The organism is Citrobacter sp. Cf116, from assembly GCF_030336505.1.
GTDB classification, from domain to species: Bacteria; Pseudomonadota; Gammaproteobacteria; order Enterobacterales; family Enterobacteriaceae; genus Citrobacter; species Citrobacter freundii.
Genome location: NZ_JAOWEQ010000034.1, coordinates 524,588 through 543,401 on the forward strand (window position 1 = coordinate 524,588; position 18,814 = coordinate 543,401).

Below are 18,814 nucleotides of genomic sequence, written 5' to 3' on the forward strand. Positions count from 1 at the left end.
CGGAAATCCCGGCGCATTACGGCGCCGGGTTCACCAACATCTGTCCGATTGAGCCACGATCTGCCATTTCCAGCGTCTGGCTATTAAAGTAGAACGGGAAATGGGCCCAGGAAGGCTGTCCGTAATAAACCAGTAATTCAACCTGGCCGTCAACCCAGACGGTATCTTTCCAGCCTCTGTCTTCCGGGAACGGCATCGCGCCATTCACATTACGGATCAGGAACGAGACGCCTTCAATATGGAAGGACTGGGGCATATCCGCCCGCACAGTCCAGCGCTCCCAGGAGCCCTGCTGAGCGGTAATATCCATACGATTGACGTCCCACAGCTGACCGTTGATGCCAGGGTCATCGTCCAGGCTGATATCACGGCTGCGAATCGGCGAACCGCTGAGGATTTCCGTTGGCAGCAGGCGCATTGGCAGGCTGTCAGTCACCAGCGGCAGAAGCCCCGTTGGACGCAGAGTCAGCACCAGCGTGGAGATGAGAATACTGGAAGGCTCAAAGAACCCGCGGATCCTGTCGACAATACTGGCTGCCTCGCCACAGGTGATAGAGACCTCATTACCGTTCGTCATATCCACCAGGATCTCACGACGCTCGCCAGGCGCCAGCGAGAGCTGCTTCACCGAAACGGGTGCAGGTAAAAAACCCTGATCGCTGGAAATCACATGCAGTGCACGGCCATCGCTCATTTGCAGCTGGTAACGACGCGAGTTTGAAGCGTTCAGTAAACGCAAGCGCACCCAGCCGCGGGAGACTTCGACATACGGGCTTTGCGCCCCATTGACCAGCAGCGTATCACCGACAAAGCCACCGCTGCCGGGCTCGCTGTATTCCGGCGTGCCAAAGTTGTCCAGCCGCTTGTCCTGGATAATGACCGGAAAATCATCCACGCCATAGTGGTTGGGAATAGACAGTGATTTACTCACTTCATCTTCAATCAGCCACATCCCTGCAAGGCCATTATAGACCTGCTGAGCAGTACGATTTGGCGTATTGGCGTGATACCACAACGTGGCGGCATTCTGGCGAATCGGTAGCACCGGCGCCCAGTCCGCATTAGGGGACATCATACGCGCCGGGCCGCCCATCAGCGGGCCTGGTACCTGTAACCCGGCGACGGTCATCGAGATATTCTCAGTCAGACGGTTGCTGTAGATAAGCTTGACGTCATCCCCTTTCCAGACGCGGATTGTCGGTCCCAGGTAGCGGCCGTTAATTCCCCAGACAGGTGCGCGCGTGCCTTGTGTAAAGGACCAGTGCGCACGTTGCAGCGTCATAAATAGCGGCTGCCCCCGGCGGGATTCCAGCAGCGGAGGCACAGGTAACGGTTGTTGCTGACCGGCAGCATTAGCCTTCAGCGGAACAGCACCTGCACACAGTGCGATCCCCGATGCCTGAATGAACTGACGCCGACTGAATGACATATAAACTCCATAAAAAACTGGCTATTAACACGCAGGAAGTCATTTCCTGTAAAAAACCCGAATTGCGCGGATTAAACCTTACCGGCGGCTTCCCGCTCAGCAACTTCTTTATCGAGCTCTGCGATTTTTTGTTCCATCAGCGTGCGGCAATGCGCTGCCAGTTCACGAACCTGATCTTTGCCAAAGTGGCTAATATCCACCGGCGGCAACATCTCGACAATCGCCAGACCATTATTGAGTCTGTTTAATTTTATCTTGTTCGAGGTTGTGGAAACGCACACCGGAATAACCGGGACACCAGCAGCAATCGCTGCATGGAACGCGCCGGTTTTAAACGGAAGCAGACCGCGACCGCGGCTACGCGTTCCTTCCGGGAACATCCAGATAGAAATGCGGCGTTTTTTGAAATGATTCACCACGGCAGCAATGGTGCTGTGTGCTTTTGCGCGGTTATTTCTGTCAATCAGCAGGTTACCGGTTAACCAGTACAGCTGCCCGAAGAAAGGGATCCACAGCAGGCTTTTTTTACCCACCGTCACCGTCGGCGGTTGAACGATATTCGCAGCAGTAACCATGTCATAGTTGTTCTGATGGTTACAAATATAGATAGCATTACCATAGTTCTGCGCGTCTGCCGGCATGCGGCACTCGACCTTCAGACCATAAAGGGGAGCCAGGCGGCCAAACATATGACCGAACGTTGCAACGTGTTTTGGATTTCGCGGGCTGAACAGACAGTATATGCAACCGAAAATACAGACCAGAACACAGTAAATAACAGTAATAATTAAACGAAAAATATATAGCATAACAACCTCTAAGGCCTAAGAGCCTGGCATTTTACGTCACCTGATTCATCACGCGGTATCAGGTTAGGGCTTTGTTAAGGGCGGCTCTCTGGAAAAGCGTATTGTTAATCGCAACGCACGAATAAACAACGGTTTCACGGGAATTTTTAACGTTGGCTCTCCCTGGGCTTTAACAGGGAGAGCCGGACGGTAGCGTTATTCTTCGCTGTCGCCGTGACTGGCGCGTCGAGGCGAGTCAATCTCAATGCTGTCGATACGCTGCAGACCACGCATTAGCGTGCCGCGACGGCCACGCTCGCCGGTCACTTTCTGCAACTCTTCGGGACGCAGTTTGATTTTGCGCTTACCGACGTGGATAGTCAGCGTGCTCTGCGGCGGCAGCACGTAAAGTTGCGCCAGACCATCCTCGCCTTTCGCCGCTTCCGCTGAAGGGATATTAATGATCTTGTTCCCTTTGCCTTTCGACAACTGCGGTAAATCGCTCACCGGGAACATCAACATGCGACCAGCCTGAGTAATCGCCAGCAGCATATCGGTTTCATCTTCAATCACCACCGGCTGCATGACGCGCGCATTCTCTGGCAGCGTAATCAATGCTTTACCTGCACGGTTACGTGCTACCAGGTCATTGAAGGTGCAGACAAAACCATAGCCCGCATCCGATGCCATCAGCAGTTTCTGATCATCGCCTTCCATCAGCATGTGCTCAACCGTCGCGCCCGGCGGCAGAGTGAGCTTCCCGGTCAGCGGTTCACCCTGACCGCGCGCCGACGGCAGCGTAATCGGATCGATGGCATAGCTGCGGCCGGTCGAGTCCACGAACACCACCGGCTGATTGCTCTTACCCTTCACTGCCGACTTAAAGCTGTCGCCCGCTTTATAGCTTAATCCCGGCGCATCGATGTCGTGGCCTTTCGCGCTACGCACCCAGCCACTCTGGGAGAGCACAATGGTCACCGGCTCAGACGGCAGCATGTCGTGCTCGCTCATCGCCTTCGCTTCTTCGCGCTCCTGCAGCGGAGAACGACGATCGTCGCCATAGGCCTCAGCGTCAGCCTGCAGCTCTTTCTTCAGCAGGTTATTCATTTTACGTTCAGAAGCCAGAATGGCCTGCAACTGATCGCGCTCTTTCGCCAGTTCATCCTGCTCGCCGCGGATTTTCATCTCTTCGAGTTTGGCAAGATGGCGCAATTTCAGCTCAAGGATGGCTTCAGCCTGGGTTTCAGAAATACCAAACCGCGACATCAGCTCTGGCTTAGGTTCATCTTCATGACGAATAATTTCGATTACTTCGTCAATATTGAGGAACGCCACCAGCAAGCCTTCAAGAATGTGCAGGCGCTTGAGCACTTTTTCCAGACGATAATTCAGGCGGCGGCGCACGGTATCGCGGCGGAACGCCAGCCATTCGGTGAGGATCTCCAGCAGGTTTTTCACCGCCGGACGACCATCAAGACCGATCATGTTCAGGTTTATGCGGTAACTTTTTTCCAGATCGGTGGTGGCAAACAGGTGGTTCATCACCTGCTCCATATCCACGCGATTGGAGCGCGGGACAATCACCAGACGAGTCGGGTTTTCGTGATCCGATTCGTCGCGCAGGTCGTCTACCATCGGCAGCTTTTTATTGCGCATTTGAGCAGCGATCTGCTCCAGCACTTTTGCCCCGGAAACCTGATGTGGCAGCGCGGAAATCACCACCGCGCCGTCTTCTTTCGTCCATACCGCACGCATACGTACGGAGCCGCGTCCGTTTTCGTAAATCTTACGAATCTCCGCGCGCGAGGTAATGATCTCCGCTTCGGTCGGGTAATCCGGCCCCTGCACGATATCCAGCAACTGATCCAGCGTCGTTTTCGGCTGCTCAATCAGAGTAATCGCTGCTTTTGCCACTTCACGCAGGTTGTGCGGCGGAATGTCCGTTGCCATACCAACGGCAATACCGGTCGTACCGTTGAGCAGAATATTTGGCAGACGCGCAGGCAGCATCTTCGGCTCCTGCATGGTGCCGTCAAAGTTCGGCACCCAGTCCGACGTGCCCTGACCGAGTTCACCCAGCAGGACTTCCGCATATTTAGACAGGCGGGATTCGGTATAACGCATCGCCGCGAAGGATTTCGGATCGTCCGGCGCCCCCCAGTTCCCCTGCCCGTCAACCAACGGATAACGGTAAGAGAACGGCTGCGCCATCAGCACCATCGCTTCATAGCAGGCGCTGTCGCCGTGCGGATGGTATTTACCCAGCACGTCACCGACGGTACGGGCGGATTTTTTAAATTTGGCGCTGGCATTCAGCCCCAGTTCGGACATCGCGTACACGATGCGACGCTGAACGGGTTTCAAACCATCGCCAATAAACGGCAACGCCCTATCCATGATGACGTACATGGAATAGTTCAGATAGGCGTTTTCCGTGAATTCATGCAGCGCCAGGCGCTCTGCCATATCGCTCATTAATCGTGGTTCCTCAACTTTGTACCCCTCTATTGAAGGGCAATATTGCCGCAGATACTACCCTATCTGGCGTGTTGAGTCACAAAGAAAAGGGCCGCGGACGCGGCCCTGATGGGGATTACTTAGCAACTTTGGTAATCTGTTTCACGTCGATTTCAACGGAGTTCCAGTCTTTATCCACTTCACCCTGGATTTCAACCACATCCTGCGGTGTGACGGTTACGCCGTTCCAGCGCTTGTGGTCGATATCCACATTCACCGTGCCGGTCGCATCTTTAAACACATACAGGTCGTCGGAAATACGCTCAACGATGTTCCCGCGCAGGGTAACCCAGGTGTCATCACGCAGTGATTTGGCGCTTTCTACTGTCGTGCTGCTACCGTTCGGGCCGACAAATCCGCCGTTTTGGCTCTGCGTAGTGGTTGTCGTTGGCCCAGAGAAGCCGCCCTGCTGAGCTGCCAGAACAGGTGCGGAACACAGTGCCATTACGGCAACCATTGCAGCTAATTTTTTCATCGTCATGTCTCCCTTTCATGTTGGTTTACGACTATTAAATAAGTTAATCCTTAACAAGTTCTTAAGGCAAAAAAAGATACTTTTTTTACTGTACAGAGACTGTAGCCACAGGTTTACTGACTGCAAATGAGTTATCGCAGGGAAGAACATATGCGTATTTTACTGATCGAAGATGACACGTTGATTGGCGATGGCCTGAAAACAGGTTTGAGTAAAATGGGTTTCAGCATTGACTGGTTTACCGAAGGTCGCCAGGGGAAAGAAGCACTCTACAGCGCACCTTATGATGCGGTAATCCTCGACCTGACACTGCCAGGCATAGACGGACGGGACATTTTGCGCGAATGGCGAGCTAACGGGAAGCAGGAGCCGGTACTGATTCTGACCGCTCGCGACGCGCTGGCGGAACGCGTTGAAGGCCTGCGCCTGGGCGCAGATGACTATCTGTGTAAACCCTTTGCGCTGATCGAAGTTGCTGCCAGACTGGAGGCACTGGTGCGTCGTGCCAGCGGCCAGGCCAGCAACACATTGCGCCATGGCCAGGTAACGCTCGATCCTGGCGCATTGGTCGCCACGGCGGCGGGTGAACCTTTGTCACTCAAACCTAAAGAGTTCGCACTGCTGGAACTGTTGATGCGCAACAAAGGTCGCGTCCTGCCCCGCAAACTGATTGAAGAAAAACTGTATACCTGGGACGAAAATGTCTCCAGCAATGCGGTTGAGGTCCACGTTCATCACTTACGCCGTAAGCTCGGCAGCGACTTTATCCGTACCGTGCATGGCATTGGCTACACCCTGGGTGACGCATGAAACTCACACAACGCCTCAGCCTGCGCGTCAGGCTAACGCTTATTTTTCTGATTCTGGCATCAGCCACCTGGGCCGTATCCAGTTTTGTGGCCTGGAGGCAGACTACCGATAATGTCGATGAGCTGTTTGATACCCAGCTGATGCTGTTCGCCAAGCGGCTTAGCACGCTGGATATCAGCGATGTCACCACCTCAAGCAATATGGCCCGCACGCCAAAGAAACTGAAGCATGGCCATATTGATGACGACGCACTGGCGTTTGCCATCTACTCCACCGACGGCAAAATGGTGCTACACGATGGCGATAATGGCCAGGATATTCCCTACAGCTACAGCCGGGAAGGGTTTAGCGACGGCCAACTCAGGGGCGACAGCGATTCCTGGCGCTTCCTGTGGCTGAATTCCGCTGATGGGAAATATCGCATTGTGGTGGGCCAGGAGTGGGAATATCGGGAGGATATGGCGCTGTCGATCCTTACGGCACAATTAACCCCATGGCTGGTTGCGCTGCCGCTGATGTTGCTGATCCTGGTGGTCATGCTGAGTCGCGAACTCAGGCCGCTAAAAAAACTGGCGCAAGCTCTGCGCTGGCGCGCCCCGGAATCAGAAGAGCCGCTCGACTCGAAAGGTGTGCCAAGCGAAGTGCGCCCGCTGGTTGAATCGCTAAATCAGCTGTTTACCCGCATCCACTCAATGATGGTGCGTGAACGCCGCTTCACTTCTGATGCCGCCCATGAGCTGCGCAGTCCGTTGACCGCGCTGAAGGTGCAAACCGAAGTGGTGCAACTGTCAGACGACGACCCGCAAACGCGGGAAAAAGCGCTGGCGCAGCTACATGCGGGAATTGAACGCGCCACCCGACTGGTCGATCAGCTCCTGACGCTTTCGCGCCTCGACTCCCTCGATAATCTTCAGGATGTGGCGGAAATTTCATTGGAGGAGCTACTGCAATCCGCGGTGATGGATATCTACCACCCGGCCCAGCAGGCGCACATTGACGTACGTTTGCAGATTAACGCACACAATATTATGCGCACAGGACAGCCGCTGTTGCTGAGCCTGATGGTACGAAATCTGCTGGATAATGCCATTCGCTACAGTCCGCAGGGGAGCATTGTGGAAGTGACGCTCAACGCCCGCAATTTCAGCGTCAAAGATAATGGTCCAGGCGTTGCGCCGGAGGTACTTACACACATCGGTGAACGTTTTTATCGTCCACCAGGACAAAGCGTGACCGGCAGCGGTCTCGGCCTGTCAATTGTCCGCCGTATCGCAACACTGCATGGAATGTCAGCCTCGTTTGGCAACGCTTCGGAAGGTGGCTTTGAAGCTAAGGTCAGTTGGTAACTGCATTATTATTGCTCAAATAGCAAAAGACTTTGCACATTTTGCTAATTTCACCGCACCGCTGGTGGGGGTAAAATCGTCCTCAAACGTATTTTCTTGAGGACACAAAATGAGCAACATTCTGATTATCAACGGGGCGAAAAAATTTGGCCATTCTAATGGTCAACTGAATGACACCCTGACCGAGGTCGCGGACGGTATCCTGCGCGACCTCGGGCATGATGTTAAAGTCGTACGCGCGGACAGCGATTATGACGTAAAAACAGAAGTGCAGAATTTCGTCTGGGCCGATACGATTATCTGGCAGATGCCTGGCTGGTGGATGGGCGCACCGTGGACCGTGAAAAAATACATCGATGACGTGTTTACCGAAGGTCACGGCACGCTGTACGCCAGCGATGGCCGCACACGTTCAGATGCCTCTAAAAAATATGGCTCCGGCGGGCTGATTCAGGGCAAAAAATACATGCTGTCCCTGACCTGGAACGCACCGATGGAAGCCTTCACTGAAAAAGACCAGTTCTTCCATGGCGTTGGTGTTGATGGCGTCTATCTCCCGTTCCATAAAGCAAACCAGTTCCTGGGAATGGAAGCGCTGCCGACCTTTATCACCAATGACGTGATTAAAATGCCGGACGTCCCGCGTTATATCGCAGAATATCGCAAGCATCTGACCGAAATTTTTGGTTAACTGGTAACCTGGAATTAGAAGGAGTTAACCATGCTTACCGTTATTGCAGAAATCCGTACACGTCCAGGTCAACATCACCGCCAGGCGGTACTGGATCAGTTTGCTAAAATCGTTCCGACCGTACTGAAAGAAGAAGGCTGCCACGGCTATGCGCCGATGGTGGATCATGCCGCAGGTGTGAGTTTTCAGACCACAGCGCCAGATTCAATCGTGATGGTTGAGCAGTGGGAAAGCATCGCGCATCTTGAAGCGCATTTGCAGACCCCGCATATGAAAGCCTACAGCGAAGCCGTAAAAGGTGACGTGCTGGACATGAATATTCGTATTCTGGAGTCGGGTATTTAAGGTTGTCGATTTGCCGGATGACGCTTTGCTATCCGGCATATAATCGCTTCGTCAGATGAGAGCCGGATAAGGCATTTTACGCCCCTCTCCGGCTTTTCTACATGCAATTAGCCTTCAAGATCCGCCAGGTCGCCTTTCTCTTGCAACCAGTTACGACGGTCTTCAGAACGCTTCTTGGCCAGCAGCATATCCATCATTGCGTTGGTACGCTGATCGTCTTCATCATCGATAATGAGCTGCACCAGGCGACGGGTGTTCGGATCCAGCGTGGTTTCACGAAGCTGCATCGGGTTCATTTCACCCAGTCCTTTAAAGCGCTGCACGTTCGGCTTACCTTTCTTGCGCTTTAACTGCTCCAGTACGCCCGCTTTCTCTTCTTCCGTCAGCGCGTAATACACCTCTTTACCGAGGTCGATACGGTATAACGGCGGCAGCGCCACGTACACGTGACCGTGTTTCACCAACGTGCGGAAGTGCTTCACAAACAGTGCGCACAGCAGCGTGGCGATGTGCAGACCATCGGAGTCCGCATCCGCCAGGATACAGATCTTACCGTAACGCAACTGGCTCAGATCGTCGCTGTCCGGATCGATGCCGATCGCCACCGAAATATCGTGCACTTCCTGCGAAGCCAGAACTTCATCGGAAGAGACTTCCCAGGTATTAAGGATCTTACCTTTGAGCGGCATGATCGCCTGATATTCACGATCGCGCGCCTGTTTGGCGGAACCGCCTGCGGAGTCACCTTCGACGAGAAACAATTCGGTGCGATTAAGATCCTGCGCGGTACAGTCCGCCAGTTTACCCGGCAGCGCCGGACCACTGGTCAGCTTTTTACGCACCACTTTTTTCGCCGCGCGCAGACGACGCTGGGCGCTGGAAATCGCCATCTCAGCCAGCAGTTCGGCGGACTGTACGTTCTGGTTCAGCCACAGGCTGAAGGCATCTTTCACCACGCCAGAAACAAACGCCGCACACTGACGCGAAGAGAGGCGTTCTTTGGTTTGTCCGGCAAACTGCGGATCCTGCATTTTTACCGACAGCACGTAAGCACAGCGATCCCAGATATCTTCCGCCGACAGCTTCACGCCACGCGGCAAAATATTGCGGTATTCGCAGAACTCGCGCATCGCATCCAGCAGACCCTGACGCAGACCGTTGACGTGCGTCCCGCCCTGCATAGTTGGGATCAGGTTCACATAGCTTTCGGTCAGCAGCTCACCGCCTTCCGGCAGCCAGAGCAGCGCCCAGTCCACTGTCTCCGTCTCACCGCTGAAATTACCGATAAACGGTTTTTCCGGCAGAGTCGGTAGGCCATTCACCGCTTCGCTCAGATAGTCATTCAGACCATCCTGGTAGCACCAGCGCTGTTCGCTGTTGTTGACCTCATCCTTGAAGGTGATCTCAACGCCCGGGCACAGTACCGCTTTGGCTTTCAGTACGTGCGTTAAGCGCGAAACAGAAAAACGCGGGCTGTCAAAGAAGCTTTCATCCGGCCAGAAGTGCACGCTGGTTCCGGTATTGCGTTTGCCGCAGGTACCGACAACCTGTAAATCCTGCACTTTATCGCCATTCTCAAACGCGATGTTGTATACCTGCCCATCGCGGCGTACGTTCACTTCCACACGTTTGGACAGGGCGTTAACAACGGAGATCCCCACACCGTGCAGACCACCGGAGAACTGGTAGTTCTTGTTGGAGAACTTGCCGCCCGCGTGCAGACGACAGAGGATCAGCTCAACCGCCGGAACGCCCTCTTCAGGGTGAATGTCTACTGGCATGCCGCGTCCGTCATCAATGACTTCCAGAGACTGGTCGGCATGTAAGATCACGTCCACGCGTTTCGCGTGGCCCGCCAGTGCTTCATCCACACTGTTATCAATCACTTCCTGTCCAAGATGGTTCGGACGGGTCGTATCGGTGTACATCCCAGGGCGACGGCGTACCGGCTCAAGCCCAGTGAGTACCTCAATGGCATCAGCGTTATAAGTTTGCGTCATGGTTTAAATAAGCAATTCGAATTGATCGTCAGAAACTGTGCAGTCCAAGGAAATCGACAATCGGGTTGAAATAATCTTCGAAGCCCGTGAATGCGTGGTTTCCGCCCTCAATAACTGTCTGACGGCAGGAGGCGTAATACGCCACCGCCTGGCGGTAGTCCAACACTTCATCGCCCGTTTGTTGGAGCAGCCAGATCAAATCCGGCGCTTCCAGCGGGTCAATCTGCATGACTTTAAGATCGTAAATATGGCGTGACTCTAGCACATATTGCTGCCCCGTGTAGGGGTTCTCGTTTTGACCGAGATAGTCGACCAGCAGTTCATAAGGCCGTACAGCAGGGTTCACCACCACTGCCGGCAGCATAAAACATTGCGACAGCCAGGTGGCGTAATAACCACCTAATGAGGAGCCGACAATCCCCAGCGACTCTCCGCCATGTTCAAGAATGATCGATTCCAGCATCTCTGCGGCCTGGGCCGGATACGGCGGCAACTGCGGTACGATCATCTCAACGTGCGGATGGTGCTCCGCCAACCAGTTTTTCAGCAAACACGCCTTCGCCGAACGAGGAGAGCTATTAAATCCGTGAAGATAGAGAAGCGTAGACATCAGTAGCCTTCTGAAGCGGTATCAGGGTGGAACCGATTACCCTGCAGACGACGTACCTGGGTCTGCAACGTCCCGTCAGCAAAAAGCTCCAGCGTCCGCCAGCCGGGGCTGATGGTATCCAATGTGAAGTTGGAACAGTGCGGCTTAAACTGCACGCAGGTCGATGGCGTCGCCAGCAGGCGGCGTCCGTTCCAGTCCAGATCCAGTTCCTGATGAATATGCCCGCACAGCAGATACTTCACGCGTGGATAGTTCACCAGCACGTTATCCAGCTCAGCGGCATTGCGCAGGCTATGCTGATCGAGCCAGCTACAGCCCGCAGGCAGAGGATGATGATGCAGAAGCAGCAAGGTATTACGCTCTGGTGCATCAGCAAGTTTACGCTCCAGCCATTCGAGCTGGAATTCACTTAATTCACCGTGGGGAACGCCGAACACCTGGCTGTCGAGCAGCAAAATTTGCCACTGTTCGCCGATGAAAACACGCTTGGCAGGGGAAATTCCCGCATCCTGCAGCGCGCTGTACATTGCCGGCTGAAAATCGTGATTGCCCGGTAGCCAAACGCAGGGCGCACGAAAGCTTGCGATGCCCTCAGCAAAATGCTGATAGGCCGCAGCGGATTGATCCTGCGCCAAATCACCCGTCGCGACGATCAGATCGTACTCAGGCGACTCTGCATGTATGGCATCCAGTACGGATTGATAACTGTCCCAGGTATTCACACCCAGCAGCGTTTCATGCTTTTCGGCAAACAGGTGAGTGTCTGTAATTTGTAAGATCCTGACTCTGGCCTCACCAGCCAAAGGAAGGGTTAACAGGCTTTCCAAATGGTGTCCTTAGGTTTCACGACGCTAATAAACCGGAATCGCCATCGCTCCATGTGCTAAACAGTACCGTAGCCAGTCGGCCAGAAACTGATTAATTTGATGCTTTTCGTCGCGTTGATGCAACTTTTTATTTGGATAATCATACCGCGCTTTGAAGCGAAAGATCTGCTGACTTGAACACACTTCAGCCACCCTCGCGTCATGATACAGGCGCACGGTCAATGACGGCAGGCTCCAGTATGTGACGACCGGCGCCGTTTGTTCGATCGCGACAAGCGTAGTGTATCGGGTCGATTCAACGATCGTTAACCGATATTGTGCGTTTGCTACCTGATAGCTCACTGTTTCACCGGCTGCATCATTACGTGGCAGCAGGCGGCGCAATTGCGAATAGTTGGTTTCGCAAAGGCGCATCATTTCAGGGAAGTCAGGTGTGTAACGCTTCATTTTTTCCACTCAGTTTTTAACTCTTGATAGTGCAGCTGTAACCATTGCAAGGCGATGACAGAAGCCGCGTTGTCGATTTTCCCCTCTTCTACCCATTGATAAGCCTGCTCCCGGCTCACCACATGAACACGAATATCTTCGTTTTCATCAGCCAGACCATGAATTCCGCTCGCGGTCGTAGCGTCCACTTCGCCAACTAAAATAGACAGGCGCTCACTGGTGCCGCCAGGGCTTGCCAGATAGCTCAGAACGGGTTTCGTACGTTTAACGTCCAGTCCGGCTTCTTCCATCGCTTCACGACGGGCCACATCTTCAACGGTTTCGCCCTCTTCGATCATTCCGGCTACCATTTCCAGTAGCCACGGGCTTTCGCTGGTATCAAACGCCGCGATACGGATCTGCTCGACCAGTACAACTTCGTCCCGCTCAGGGTCAAAGGGTAGCAAGACTGCCGCGTGTCCGCGCTCAAAAATTTCGCGCTTTACCTCACCGCTCATACCACCGTTAAACAAGCGATGGCGGAACCGATAAAGATCCAGTGAAAAAAAACCGCGGTATAGCGTTTCTCGTGCAATAATTTCTACATCATTTTTAGTGAAAGTCATTGGCAAGTTGTCTGGTTTACGCATTGTGCTGTCCTGAAACCAATAGTGATTAAAATGTGAATTTCAAGGTCGTTTGACTGATGTTTGAACGCCCTTGTGTTAAATTGATGCAAATTAACGCCGTATGGCACGTAACGCCAACTTTTTGCAGTGGCGGATTCTGCTAGAATCAGCAAATATTTTTACAATTTGATCAGCGCTAAATACTGCTTCACAACAAGGAATGCAAATGAAGAAATTGCTCCCCATCCTTATCGGCCTGAGCCTGTCGGGGTTCAGTACTTTGAGCCAGGCAGAAAACCTGATGCAGGTTTATCAGCAAGCACGCCTGAGCAACCCGGAATTGCGTAAATCCGCCGCCGATCGCGATGCTGCATTCGAAAAAATTAACGAAGCGCGTAGTCCATTACTGCCGCAACTGGGTTTAGGTGCCGATTACACCTACAGCAATGGCTACCGTGATGCAAACGGCGTCAACTCCAACGCCACCAGCGCGTCATTACAATTGACTCAGACGCTGTTCGACATGTCTAAATGGCGTGCCCTGACGCTGCAAGAAAAATCAGCGGGCATCCAGGACGTAACGTATCAGACCGATCAGCAAACGCTGATCCTGAATACCGCTACGGCCTATTTTAACGTACTGAACGCGATTGATGTGCTGTCTTACACCCAGGCACAGAAAGATGCGGTTTATCGTCAGTTAGATCAGACCACTCAGCGTTTTAACGTTGGTCTGGTCGCCATCACTGACGTGCAGAACGCCCGTTCACAATACGACACCGTGCTGGCGAACGAAGTGACCGCGCGTAACAATCTGGATAACGCGGTAGAACAGCTGCGTCAGGTGACCGGTAACTATTACCCGGAACTGGCTTCGCTGAACGTTGATGGTTTCAAAACCAACAAACCGCAGGCGGTGAATGCGCTACTGAAAGAAGCGGAAAACCGCAACCTGACTTTATTGCAGGCGCGTTTAAGCCAGGATCTGGCGCGTGAGCAGATTCGTCAGGCACAGGACGGTCATCTGCCAACGCTGGACCTGACCGCATCTACAGGCGTGTCTGACACCTCCTACAGCGGGTCGAAAACTCATGGTGGTACTACGGGTAATCAGTATGACGACAGCAACATGGGCCAGAACAAAATCGGTCTGAGCTTCTCGCTGCCGCTGTACCAGGGCGGGATGGTTAACTCGCAGGTGAAACAAGCGCAGTACAACTTTGTTGGCGCGAGTGAACAACTGGAAAGCGCACACCGTAGCGTGGTGCAGACCGTTCGTTCTTCATTCAACAACATTAATGCTTCTATTAGTAGCATTAACGCGTACAAACAAGCGGTTGTCTCTGCTCAAAGCTCATTGGATGCGATGGAAGCCGGTTATTCCGTAGGCACACGTACCATTGTGGATGTGTTGGATGCCACCACCACGCTGTACAACGCCAAACAACAATTGGCTAATGCGCGTTATACCTATCTTATCAATCAGTTAAACGTCAAATCTGCGCTCGGTACGCTGAACGAGCAGGATTTGGTGGCACTGAACAATACGCTGGGTAAACCTGTATCCACAACGCCGGATACCGTGGCACCGCAAAATCCACAACAAGATGCCGCCGTGAATGACTTTAACGGCACTGGCAATTTGCCTGCGGCTCAGCCGACAGCAGCACGTTCAACCAGCAGCAACGGCAACAACCCGTTCCGTAACTGATGCTGATGACGGGGCTTCGGCCCCGTCTGAACGTAAGACAACGTAAAGATCCGCCCCTTCCTGCGCATTCTCGCCTCTTCCCGCTTCAATTTCGACCAGTCATCCTCTATCCTGAGCATTATTTACTGTGTTTACCACTGGGTCCTGGAAGACAAAAATGAAACGGACAAAATCTATACATCACGCCTCGTTCCGCAAAAGCTGGAGCGCGCGCCATCTGACTCCTGTCGCCCTGGCAGTTACCGCAGTTTTTATGCTCGCGGGCTGTGAAAAGAGTGACGAAACGGTTTCGCTTTATCAGAACGCTGACGATTGCTCTGCAGCAAATCCGGGTAAAAGCGCCGAATGTACTACCGCGTTTAACAACGCGCTGAAAGAAGCTGAACGTACCGCGCCAAAATACGCCACTCGTGAAGACTGTATCGCTGAATTCGGCGAAGGCCAGTGCCAGCAGGCTCCTGCGCAAGCAGGTATGGCGCCGACCGGTGAAGGTCAGGCTCAGGCGCAGAATCAAAGCAGCGGCAGCTTCTGGATGCCACTGATGGCAGGCTACATGATGGGCCGACTGATGGGTGGCGGAATGGGCGCTCAGCAACCGCTGTTTAGCTCGAAAAACCCGGCCAGCCCGGCTTACGGCAAATACACAGATGCCAGCGGTAAAAACTACGGCGCAGCAACGCCGGGTCGCACCATGACCGTACCAAAAACCGCTATGGCACCGAAACCAGCCACCACCTCTACCGTAACCCGCGGCGGATTTGGTGAATCTGTGGCCAAACAGAGCACCATGCAGCGTAGCGCAAGCGGCACCACCACACGTTCAATGGGTGGCTGATCGTCATGGAAAGAGTCAGTATTGTTGAGCGCCCGGACTGGCGCGATAAAGCCACCGAATACGGTTTTAATTTTCACACTATGTACGGCGAGCCGTACTGGTGTGAAGACGCGTACTACAAACTCACCCTTGCTCAGGTTGAAAAGCTGGAAGAGGTCACCGCAGAGCTACATCAAATGTGCCTCAAAGTGGTGGAAAAGGTCATTGCCAGCGATGAGCTGATGACCAAGTTTCGCATTCCGAAGCATACCTGGGGTTTTGTCCGCCAGTCCTGGCTGACACAGCAACCGTCGCTCTATTCACGTCTCGATCTGGCGTGGGATGGAACCGGTGAACCCAAACTGCTGGAAAACAACGCTGATACCCCAACCTCGCTGTACGAAGCTGCGTTTTTCCAGTGGATCTGGCTGGAAGATCAGCTCAATGCGGGCAACCTGCCGGAAGGCAGCGATCAGTTCAACAGTCTGCAGGAAAAGCTGATCGAGCGTTTCACCGAGCTGCGTGAACAGTATGGTTTTCAACTGCTACATCTGACCTGCTGTCGTGATACGGTGGAAGATCGCGGTACGATCCAGTATCTGCAGGATTGCGCGGCCGAAGCAGAGATCGCTACAGAATTCCTCTATGTAGAAGATATTGGTCTTGGTGAAAAAGGCCAATTCACCGATATGCAGGATCAGGTGATCGCTAACCTGTTCAAGCTCTATCCGTGGGAATTCATGCTGCGTGAAATGTTCTCCACCAAGCTGGAAGACGCTGGCGTTCGCTGGCTGGAACCCGCCTGGAAGAGCATTATTTCCAACAAAGCACTGTTACCGCTGTTATGGGAAATGTTCCCGAATCATCCGAACCTGCTGCCAGCGTATTTCGCCGAAGACGACTACCCACAGATGGATAAATTCGTTGTCAAACCGATCTTCTCGCGCGAGGGAGCTAACGTCTCCATCATTGAGAACGGTAAAACGATCGAATCCGTGGAAGGACCGTACGGTGAAGAAGGTATGATCGTGCAGCAGTTCCATCAGCTACCGAAGTTTGGCGACAGCTATATGCTGATTGGCAGCTGGCTGATCAACGATCAACCCGCAGGGATCGGCATTCGTGAAGACCGTGCGTTGATCACGCAGGATCTGTCACGTTTCTATCCGCATATTTTTGTCGAATGATTGAGAGTGCCGGGTGGCGGCTCCGCCTTACCCGGCCTACGGCACGAACTTAATGCCCGATAAGCGTAGCGCCATCGGGCGTTCATCACCCAACCTGCACCGACAACATACTTAAACTTCCCATCTCGATACCATCTACAGGGATCGTAACAGACTCTTTACCATCCCATGCCCCGAGAACATACAGCAGCGGCAGATAGTGATCTGGCGTCGGGTTCGACAACGATCCACCTTCATGATCGAGATAGTTCACCAGCGGGTGCTGCTCAGCCGGTCCCTGCCAGGTCAGGTTAGCCTTAACATAATCATTGAATGAGGTTGCCCACGGATATGGCGTGTTCTCACCGTGCCAACGCGCAGTACGCAGGTTATGCACCACGTTACCACTGGCCACCAGCATAATACCCTCATCACGCAGTGCCGCCAGCTTGCGGCCCATCTCAAAATGCCAGGCCGCCGGTTTTGTACTATCGATGCTTAACTGCACCATCGGGATGTCGGCATTCGGGTACATCTTGATCAGTACGCCCCAGGAACCGTGGTCAAAACCCCACGCCTCTTTGTCTAACGCGACGGGTACAGGAGCAAGTAAATCAACCAGGTGCTGCGCCAGTTCAGGCGAACCGGGCGCTGGGTAATGGGTGTCATACAGCGCTTGCGGAAAACCGCCGAAATCGTGGATCGTTTTAGGCGCTTCCATCGCTGTCACACCCGTTCCACGGGTGAACCAGTGCGCCGAGACCACCACAATGGCTTTCGGACGCGGCAACGTTTCCCCCAGTTGCTGCCAGGCACGGGTATAAACGTTATCTTCCAGAACATTCATCGGGCTACCGTGGCCCAAAAACAATGCTGGCATACGAGTTGAAGACATGATGATATCCTTACTGAGGGAGTCATTTTGATACCATTACAATACGCTTATTCGGTTGATGAAGAACTCAGATAACCATGATGAAGATCATCAGTTATTTTGACGATCCAGTCCGGAAAGCAGATTGATAAGGAGTTTTATTTGTCGATGTCAGTACCTTTACTTCTGACTTTACTGGCAGGTGCCGCCACGTTTATCGGCGCATTTCTCGGCGTGTTAGGGCAAAAGCCTTCCAACCGCGTTCTCGCCTTTTCTTTAGGCTTCGCTGCCGGGATTATGCTACTGATCTCTCTAATGGAAATGCTACCTGCTGCGCTGGCCGCTGAAGGCATGTCGCCAGCTCTGGGCTACGGAATGTTTATCGTCGGCTTGCTGGGCTACTTTGGCCTGGACCGTCTATTGCCGCATGCGCACCCTCAGGATCTGGTACAAAAAACAACGCAGCCTCTACCCGGATCCATTAAACGCACCGCGATTTTATTAACGCTCGGCATCAGCCTGCACAATTTTCCGGAAGGGATTGCGACGTTTGTTACCGCCAGCAGCAACCTCGAGCTGGGCTTTGGTATTGCGCTTGCCGTCGCATTACACAATATTCCTGAAGGATTAGCCGTTGCAGGTCCGGTCTATGCAGCAACGGGCTCCAAACGTACGGCGATATTCTGGGCCGGGATCTCGGGCATGGCGGAAATACTGGGCGGCGTACTGGCGTGGTTAATTCTGGGGAGTCTCATCTCGCCTGTGGTGATGGCGGCAATAATGGCGGCAGTCGCGGGTATTATGGTGGCGCTGTCAGTCGATGAATTGATGCCACTGGCAAAAGAGATCGACCCAAATAATAATCCCAGCTATGGGGTCCTGTGCGGAATGTCGGTGATGGGGTTAAGTCTCGTCATCCTCCAGTCCATGGGAATCGGATAATCCAGAGGGCGGATGCCACCCTGCTATTTTACAGCATCCGCTCATCCATAGCAGAACGTGAAGGACTATTCCTGTTCCTTAATCACGCTGTTATCTTCACCAGAACGTCGGAAGAGTTTGTTTCGCGCCTCAAGCAATGCGTCTCTGTCTTGTCGGAATGCCCGACAATAACGCTTCATATGGCAATAATAACCCAATGCAACGAGTGCAATTAATACGATCCAATACCAGGCAATAAACATTCTTTCACCCTTAACATTTAACATCATTAAACATTTAACGTTAAAATTTTACATAAACTTATTCTGACATACCCCTATAGTGGCATATTTCAGAAACAAATATATGATTTCGATCATATAAACCAGCAGCTATGCCAATAGCTAAAACAGTTATAAAAAATAAAACTCTGTC

The 18,814-nt window shown here is 53.1% G+C and carries 18 protein-coding genes; 8 read left to right on the forward strand and 10 right to left on the reverse strand.

Annotation, left to right across the window (positions count from 1 at the left end):
• Positions 1-16: 16 nt before the first annotated feature.
• The 4 genes from ftsP to OGV74_RS07925 all read right to left on the reverse strand — a co-directional run bounded on the left by ftsP (position 17) and on the right by OGV74_RS07925 (position 5,209).
• The gene (ftsP, locus tag OGV74_RS07910) at positions 17-1,429 is read right to left on the reverse strand and encodes a cell division protein FtsP (RefSeq protein WP_086504572.1); all 1,413 of its coding nucleotides are present in this window, start codon (positions 1,427-1,429) and stop codon (positions 17-19) included.
• Between the two features lie 71 nt (positions 1,430-1,500).
• Positions 1,501-2,238, reverse strand: a complete 738-nt coding sequence (gene plsC / locus OGV74_RS07915) for a 1-acylglycerol-3-phosphate O-acyltransferase (RefSeq protein ID WP_003024540.1) — start codon at positions 2,236-2,238, stop codon at positions 1,501-1,503.
• A gap of 195 nt (positions 2,239-2,433) precedes the next feature.
• Entirely contained in the window at positions 2,434-4,692 is a 2,259-nt protein-coding gene (gene parC, locus OGV74_RS07920) for a DNA topoisomerase IV subunit A (protein WP_003024543.1), read from the reverse strand.
• A gap of 118 nt (positions 4,693-4,810) precedes the next feature.
• Positions 4,811-5,209, reverse strand: coding sequence for a YgiW/YdeI family stress tolerance OB fold protein (locus OGV74_RS07925; protein ID WP_003024544.1), 399 nt, complete (start codon positions 5,207-5,209; stop codon positions 4,811-4,813).
• Between the two features lie 150 nt (positions 5,210-5,359).
• Between OGV74_RS07925 and qseB the strand changes: the two genes are divergently transcribed.
• From qseB to OGV74_RS07945, 4 genes are all read left to right on the forward strand, one after another.
• Positions 5,360-6,019, forward strand: a complete 660-nt coding sequence (gene qseB, locus OGV74_RS07930) for a quorum sensing response regulator transcription factor QseB (protein ID WP_003024547.1) — start codon at positions 5,360-5,362, stop codon at positions 6,017-6,019.
• Positions 6,016-7,365, forward strand: coding sequence for a quorum sensing histidine kinase QseC (qseC, locus tag OGV74_RS07935; RefSeq protein ID WP_003846328.1), 1,350 nt, complete (start codon positions 6,016-6,018; stop codon positions 7,363-7,365). The genes qseB and qseC overlap by 4 nt, the downstream gene beginning before the upstream one ends.
• 109 nt (positions 7,366-7,474) lie before the next feature.
• Positions 7,475-8,056 (forward strand): NAD(P)H-dependent oxidoreductase, encoded by a 582-nt coding sequence (locus OGV74_RS07940; RefSeq protein WP_071696292.1) that lies wholly within the window; start codon positions 7,475-7,477, stop codon positions 8,054-8,056.
• A gap of 30 nt (positions 8,057-8,086) precedes the next feature.
• Entirely contained in the window at positions 8,087-8,401 is a 315-nt protein-coding gene (locus OGV74_RS07945; RefSeq protein ID WP_003024557.1) for a putative quinol monooxygenase, read from the forward strand.
• A gap of 107 nt (positions 8,402-8,508) precedes the next feature.
• Here OGV74_RS07945 and parE read toward each other — a convergent pair whose 3' ends face one another.
• From parE to nudF, 5 genes are read right to left on the reverse strand one after another with little or no spacing between them, the layout of a single operon-like run.
• Positions 8,509-10,401, reverse strand: a complete 1,893-nt coding sequence (gene parE, locus OGV74_RS07950; protein WP_003024571.1) for a DNA topoisomerase IV subunit B — start codon at positions 10,399-10,401, stop codon at positions 8,509-8,511.
• A 28-nt stretch (positions 10,402-10,429) separates the two neighbouring features.
• Positions 10,430-11,011: an esterase YqiA gene (gene yqiA, locus OGV74_RS07955; RefSeq protein ID WP_003024575.1), complete on the reverse strand. Its 582-nt coding sequence runs from the start codon at positions 11,009-11,011 to the stop codon at positions 10,430-10,432.
• The gene (cpdA, locus tag OGV74_RS07960) at positions 11,011-11,838 is read right to left on the reverse strand and encodes a 3',5'-cyclic-AMP phosphodiesterase (RefSeq protein WP_003838143.1); all 828 of its coding nucleotides are present in this window, start codon (positions 11,836-11,838) and stop codon (positions 11,011-11,013) included. The genes yqiA and cpdA overlap by 1 nt, the downstream gene beginning before the upstream one ends.
• A gap of 24 nt (positions 11,839-11,862) precedes the next feature.
• Entirely contained in the window at positions 11,863-12,285 is a 423-nt protein-coding gene (locus tag OGV74_RS07965; RefSeq protein WP_086504573.1) for a DUF1249 family protein, read from the reverse strand.
• Positions 12,282-12,914: an ADP-ribose diphosphatase gene (gene nudF, locus OGV74_RS07970; RefSeq protein WP_003024585.1), complete on the reverse strand. Its 633-nt coding sequence runs from the start codon at positions 12,912-12,914 to the stop codon at positions 12,282-12,284. Before nudF ends, OGV74_RS07965 begins: the two co-directional genes overlap by 4 nt.
• Before the next feature lie 205 nt (positions 12,915-13,119).
• Between nudF and tolC the strand changes: the two genes are divergently transcribed.
• From tolC to OGV74_RS07985, 3 genes are all read left to right on the forward strand, one after another.
• Complete coding sequence (tolC, locus tag OGV74_RS07975) at positions 13,120-14,604, forward strand: outer membrane channel protein TolC (protein WP_032937374.1); 1,485 nt, start codon at positions 13,120-13,122, stop codon at positions 14,602-14,604.
• A gap of 157 nt (positions 14,605-14,761) precedes the next feature.
• A complete protein-coding gene (locus OGV74_RS07980; RefSeq protein WP_003024591.1) occupies positions 14,762-15,439 on the forward strand; it encodes a DUF1190 family protein in 678 nt (225 codons plus the stop codon).
• Between the two features lie 5 nt (positions 15,440-15,444).
• A complete protein-coding gene (locus OGV74_RS07985; protein ID WP_003024594.1) occupies positions 15,445-16,605 on the forward strand; it encodes a glutathionylspermidine synthase family protein in 1,161 nt (386 codons plus the stop codon).
• A gap of 85 nt (positions 16,606-16,690) precedes the next feature.
• Here the strand turns inward: OGV74_RS07985 and ygiD are convergent, their stop codons facing one another.
• Positions 16,691-17,479: a 4,5-DOPA-extradiol-dioxygenase gene (gene ygiD / locus OGV74_RS07990; RefSeq protein ID WP_003024597.1), complete on the reverse strand. Its 789-nt coding sequence runs from the start codon at positions 17,477-17,479 to the stop codon at positions 16,691-16,693.
• A gap of 147 nt (positions 17,480-17,626) precedes the next feature.
• On the opposite strand from ygiD, the gene zupT reads away from it, so the two are divergent.
• The gene (zupT, locus tag OGV74_RS07995; protein WP_086504574.1) at positions 17,627-18,400 is read left to right on the forward strand and encodes a zinc transporter ZupT; all 774 of its coding nucleotides are present in this window, start codon (positions 17,627-17,629) and stop codon (positions 18,398-18,400) included.
• Positions 18,401-18,814: the final 414 nt, after the last annotated feature.

Bases quoted from the DNA above. Each gene is read 5' to 3' on its own strand.
- ftsP (WP_086504572.1), bottom strand. From the start codon at position 1,429: ATGTCATTCAGTCGGCGTCAGTTCATTCAGGCATCGGGGATCGCACTG.
- plsC (WP_003024540.1), bottom strand. From the start codon at position 2,238: ATGCTATATATTTTTCGTTTAATTATTACTGTTATTTACTGTGTTCTG.
- parC (WP_003024543.1), bottom strand. From the start codon at position 4,692: ATGAGCGATATGGCAGAGCGCCTGGCGCTGCATGAATTCACGGAAAAC.
- OGV74_RS07925 (WP_003024544.1), bottom strand. From the start codon at position 5,209: ATGAAAAAATTAGCTGCAATGGTTGCCGTAATGGCACTGTGTTCCGCA.
- qseB (WP_003024547.1), top strand. From the start codon at position 5,360: ATGCGTATTTTACTGATCGAAGATGACACGTTGATTGGCGATGGCCTG.
- qseC (WP_003846328.1), top strand. From the start codon at position 6,016: ATGAAACTCACACAACGCCTCAGCCTGCGCGTCAGGCTAACGCTTATT.
- OGV74_RS07940 (WP_071696292.1), top strand. From the start codon at position 7,475: ATGAGCAACATTCTGATTATCAACGGGGCGAAAAAATTTGGCCATTCT.
- OGV74_RS07945 (WP_003024557.1), top strand. From the start codon at position 8,087: ATGCTTACCGTTATTGCAGAAATCCGTACACGTCCAGGTCAACATCAC.
- parE (WP_003024571.1), bottom strand. From the start codon at position 10,401: ATGACGCAAACTTATAACGCTGATGCCATTGAGGTACTCACTGGGCTT.
- yqiA (WP_003024575.1), bottom strand. From the start codon at position 11,011: ATGTCTACGCTTCTCTATCTTCACGGATTTAATAGCTCTCCTCGTTCG.
- OGV74_RS07965 (WP_086504573.1), bottom strand. From the start codon at position 12,285: ATGAAGCGTTACACACCTGACTTCCCTGAAATGATGCGCCTTTGCGAA.
- nudF (WP_003024585.1), bottom strand. From the start codon at position 12,914: ATGCGTAAACCAGACAACTTGCCAATGACTTTCACTAAAAATGATGTA.
- tolC (WP_032937374.1), top strand. From the start codon at position 13,120: ATGAAGAAATTGCTCCCCATCCTTATCGGCCTGAGCCTGTCGGGGTTC.
- OGV74_RS07980 (WP_003024591.1), top strand. From the start codon at position 14,762: ATGAAACGGACAAAATCTATACATCACGCCTCGTTCCGCAAAAGCTGG.
- OGV74_RS07985 (WP_003024594.1), top strand. From the start codon at position 15,445: ATGGAAAGAGTCAGTATTGTTGAGCGCCCGGACTGGCGCGATAAAGCC.
- ygiD (WP_003024597.1), bottom strand. From the start codon at position 17,479: ATGTCTTCAACTCGTATGCCAGCATTGTTTTTGGGCCACGGTAGCCCG.
- zupT (WP_086504574.1), top strand. From the start codon at position 17,627: ATGTCAGTACCTTTACTTCTGACTTTACTGGCAGGTGCCGCCACGTTT.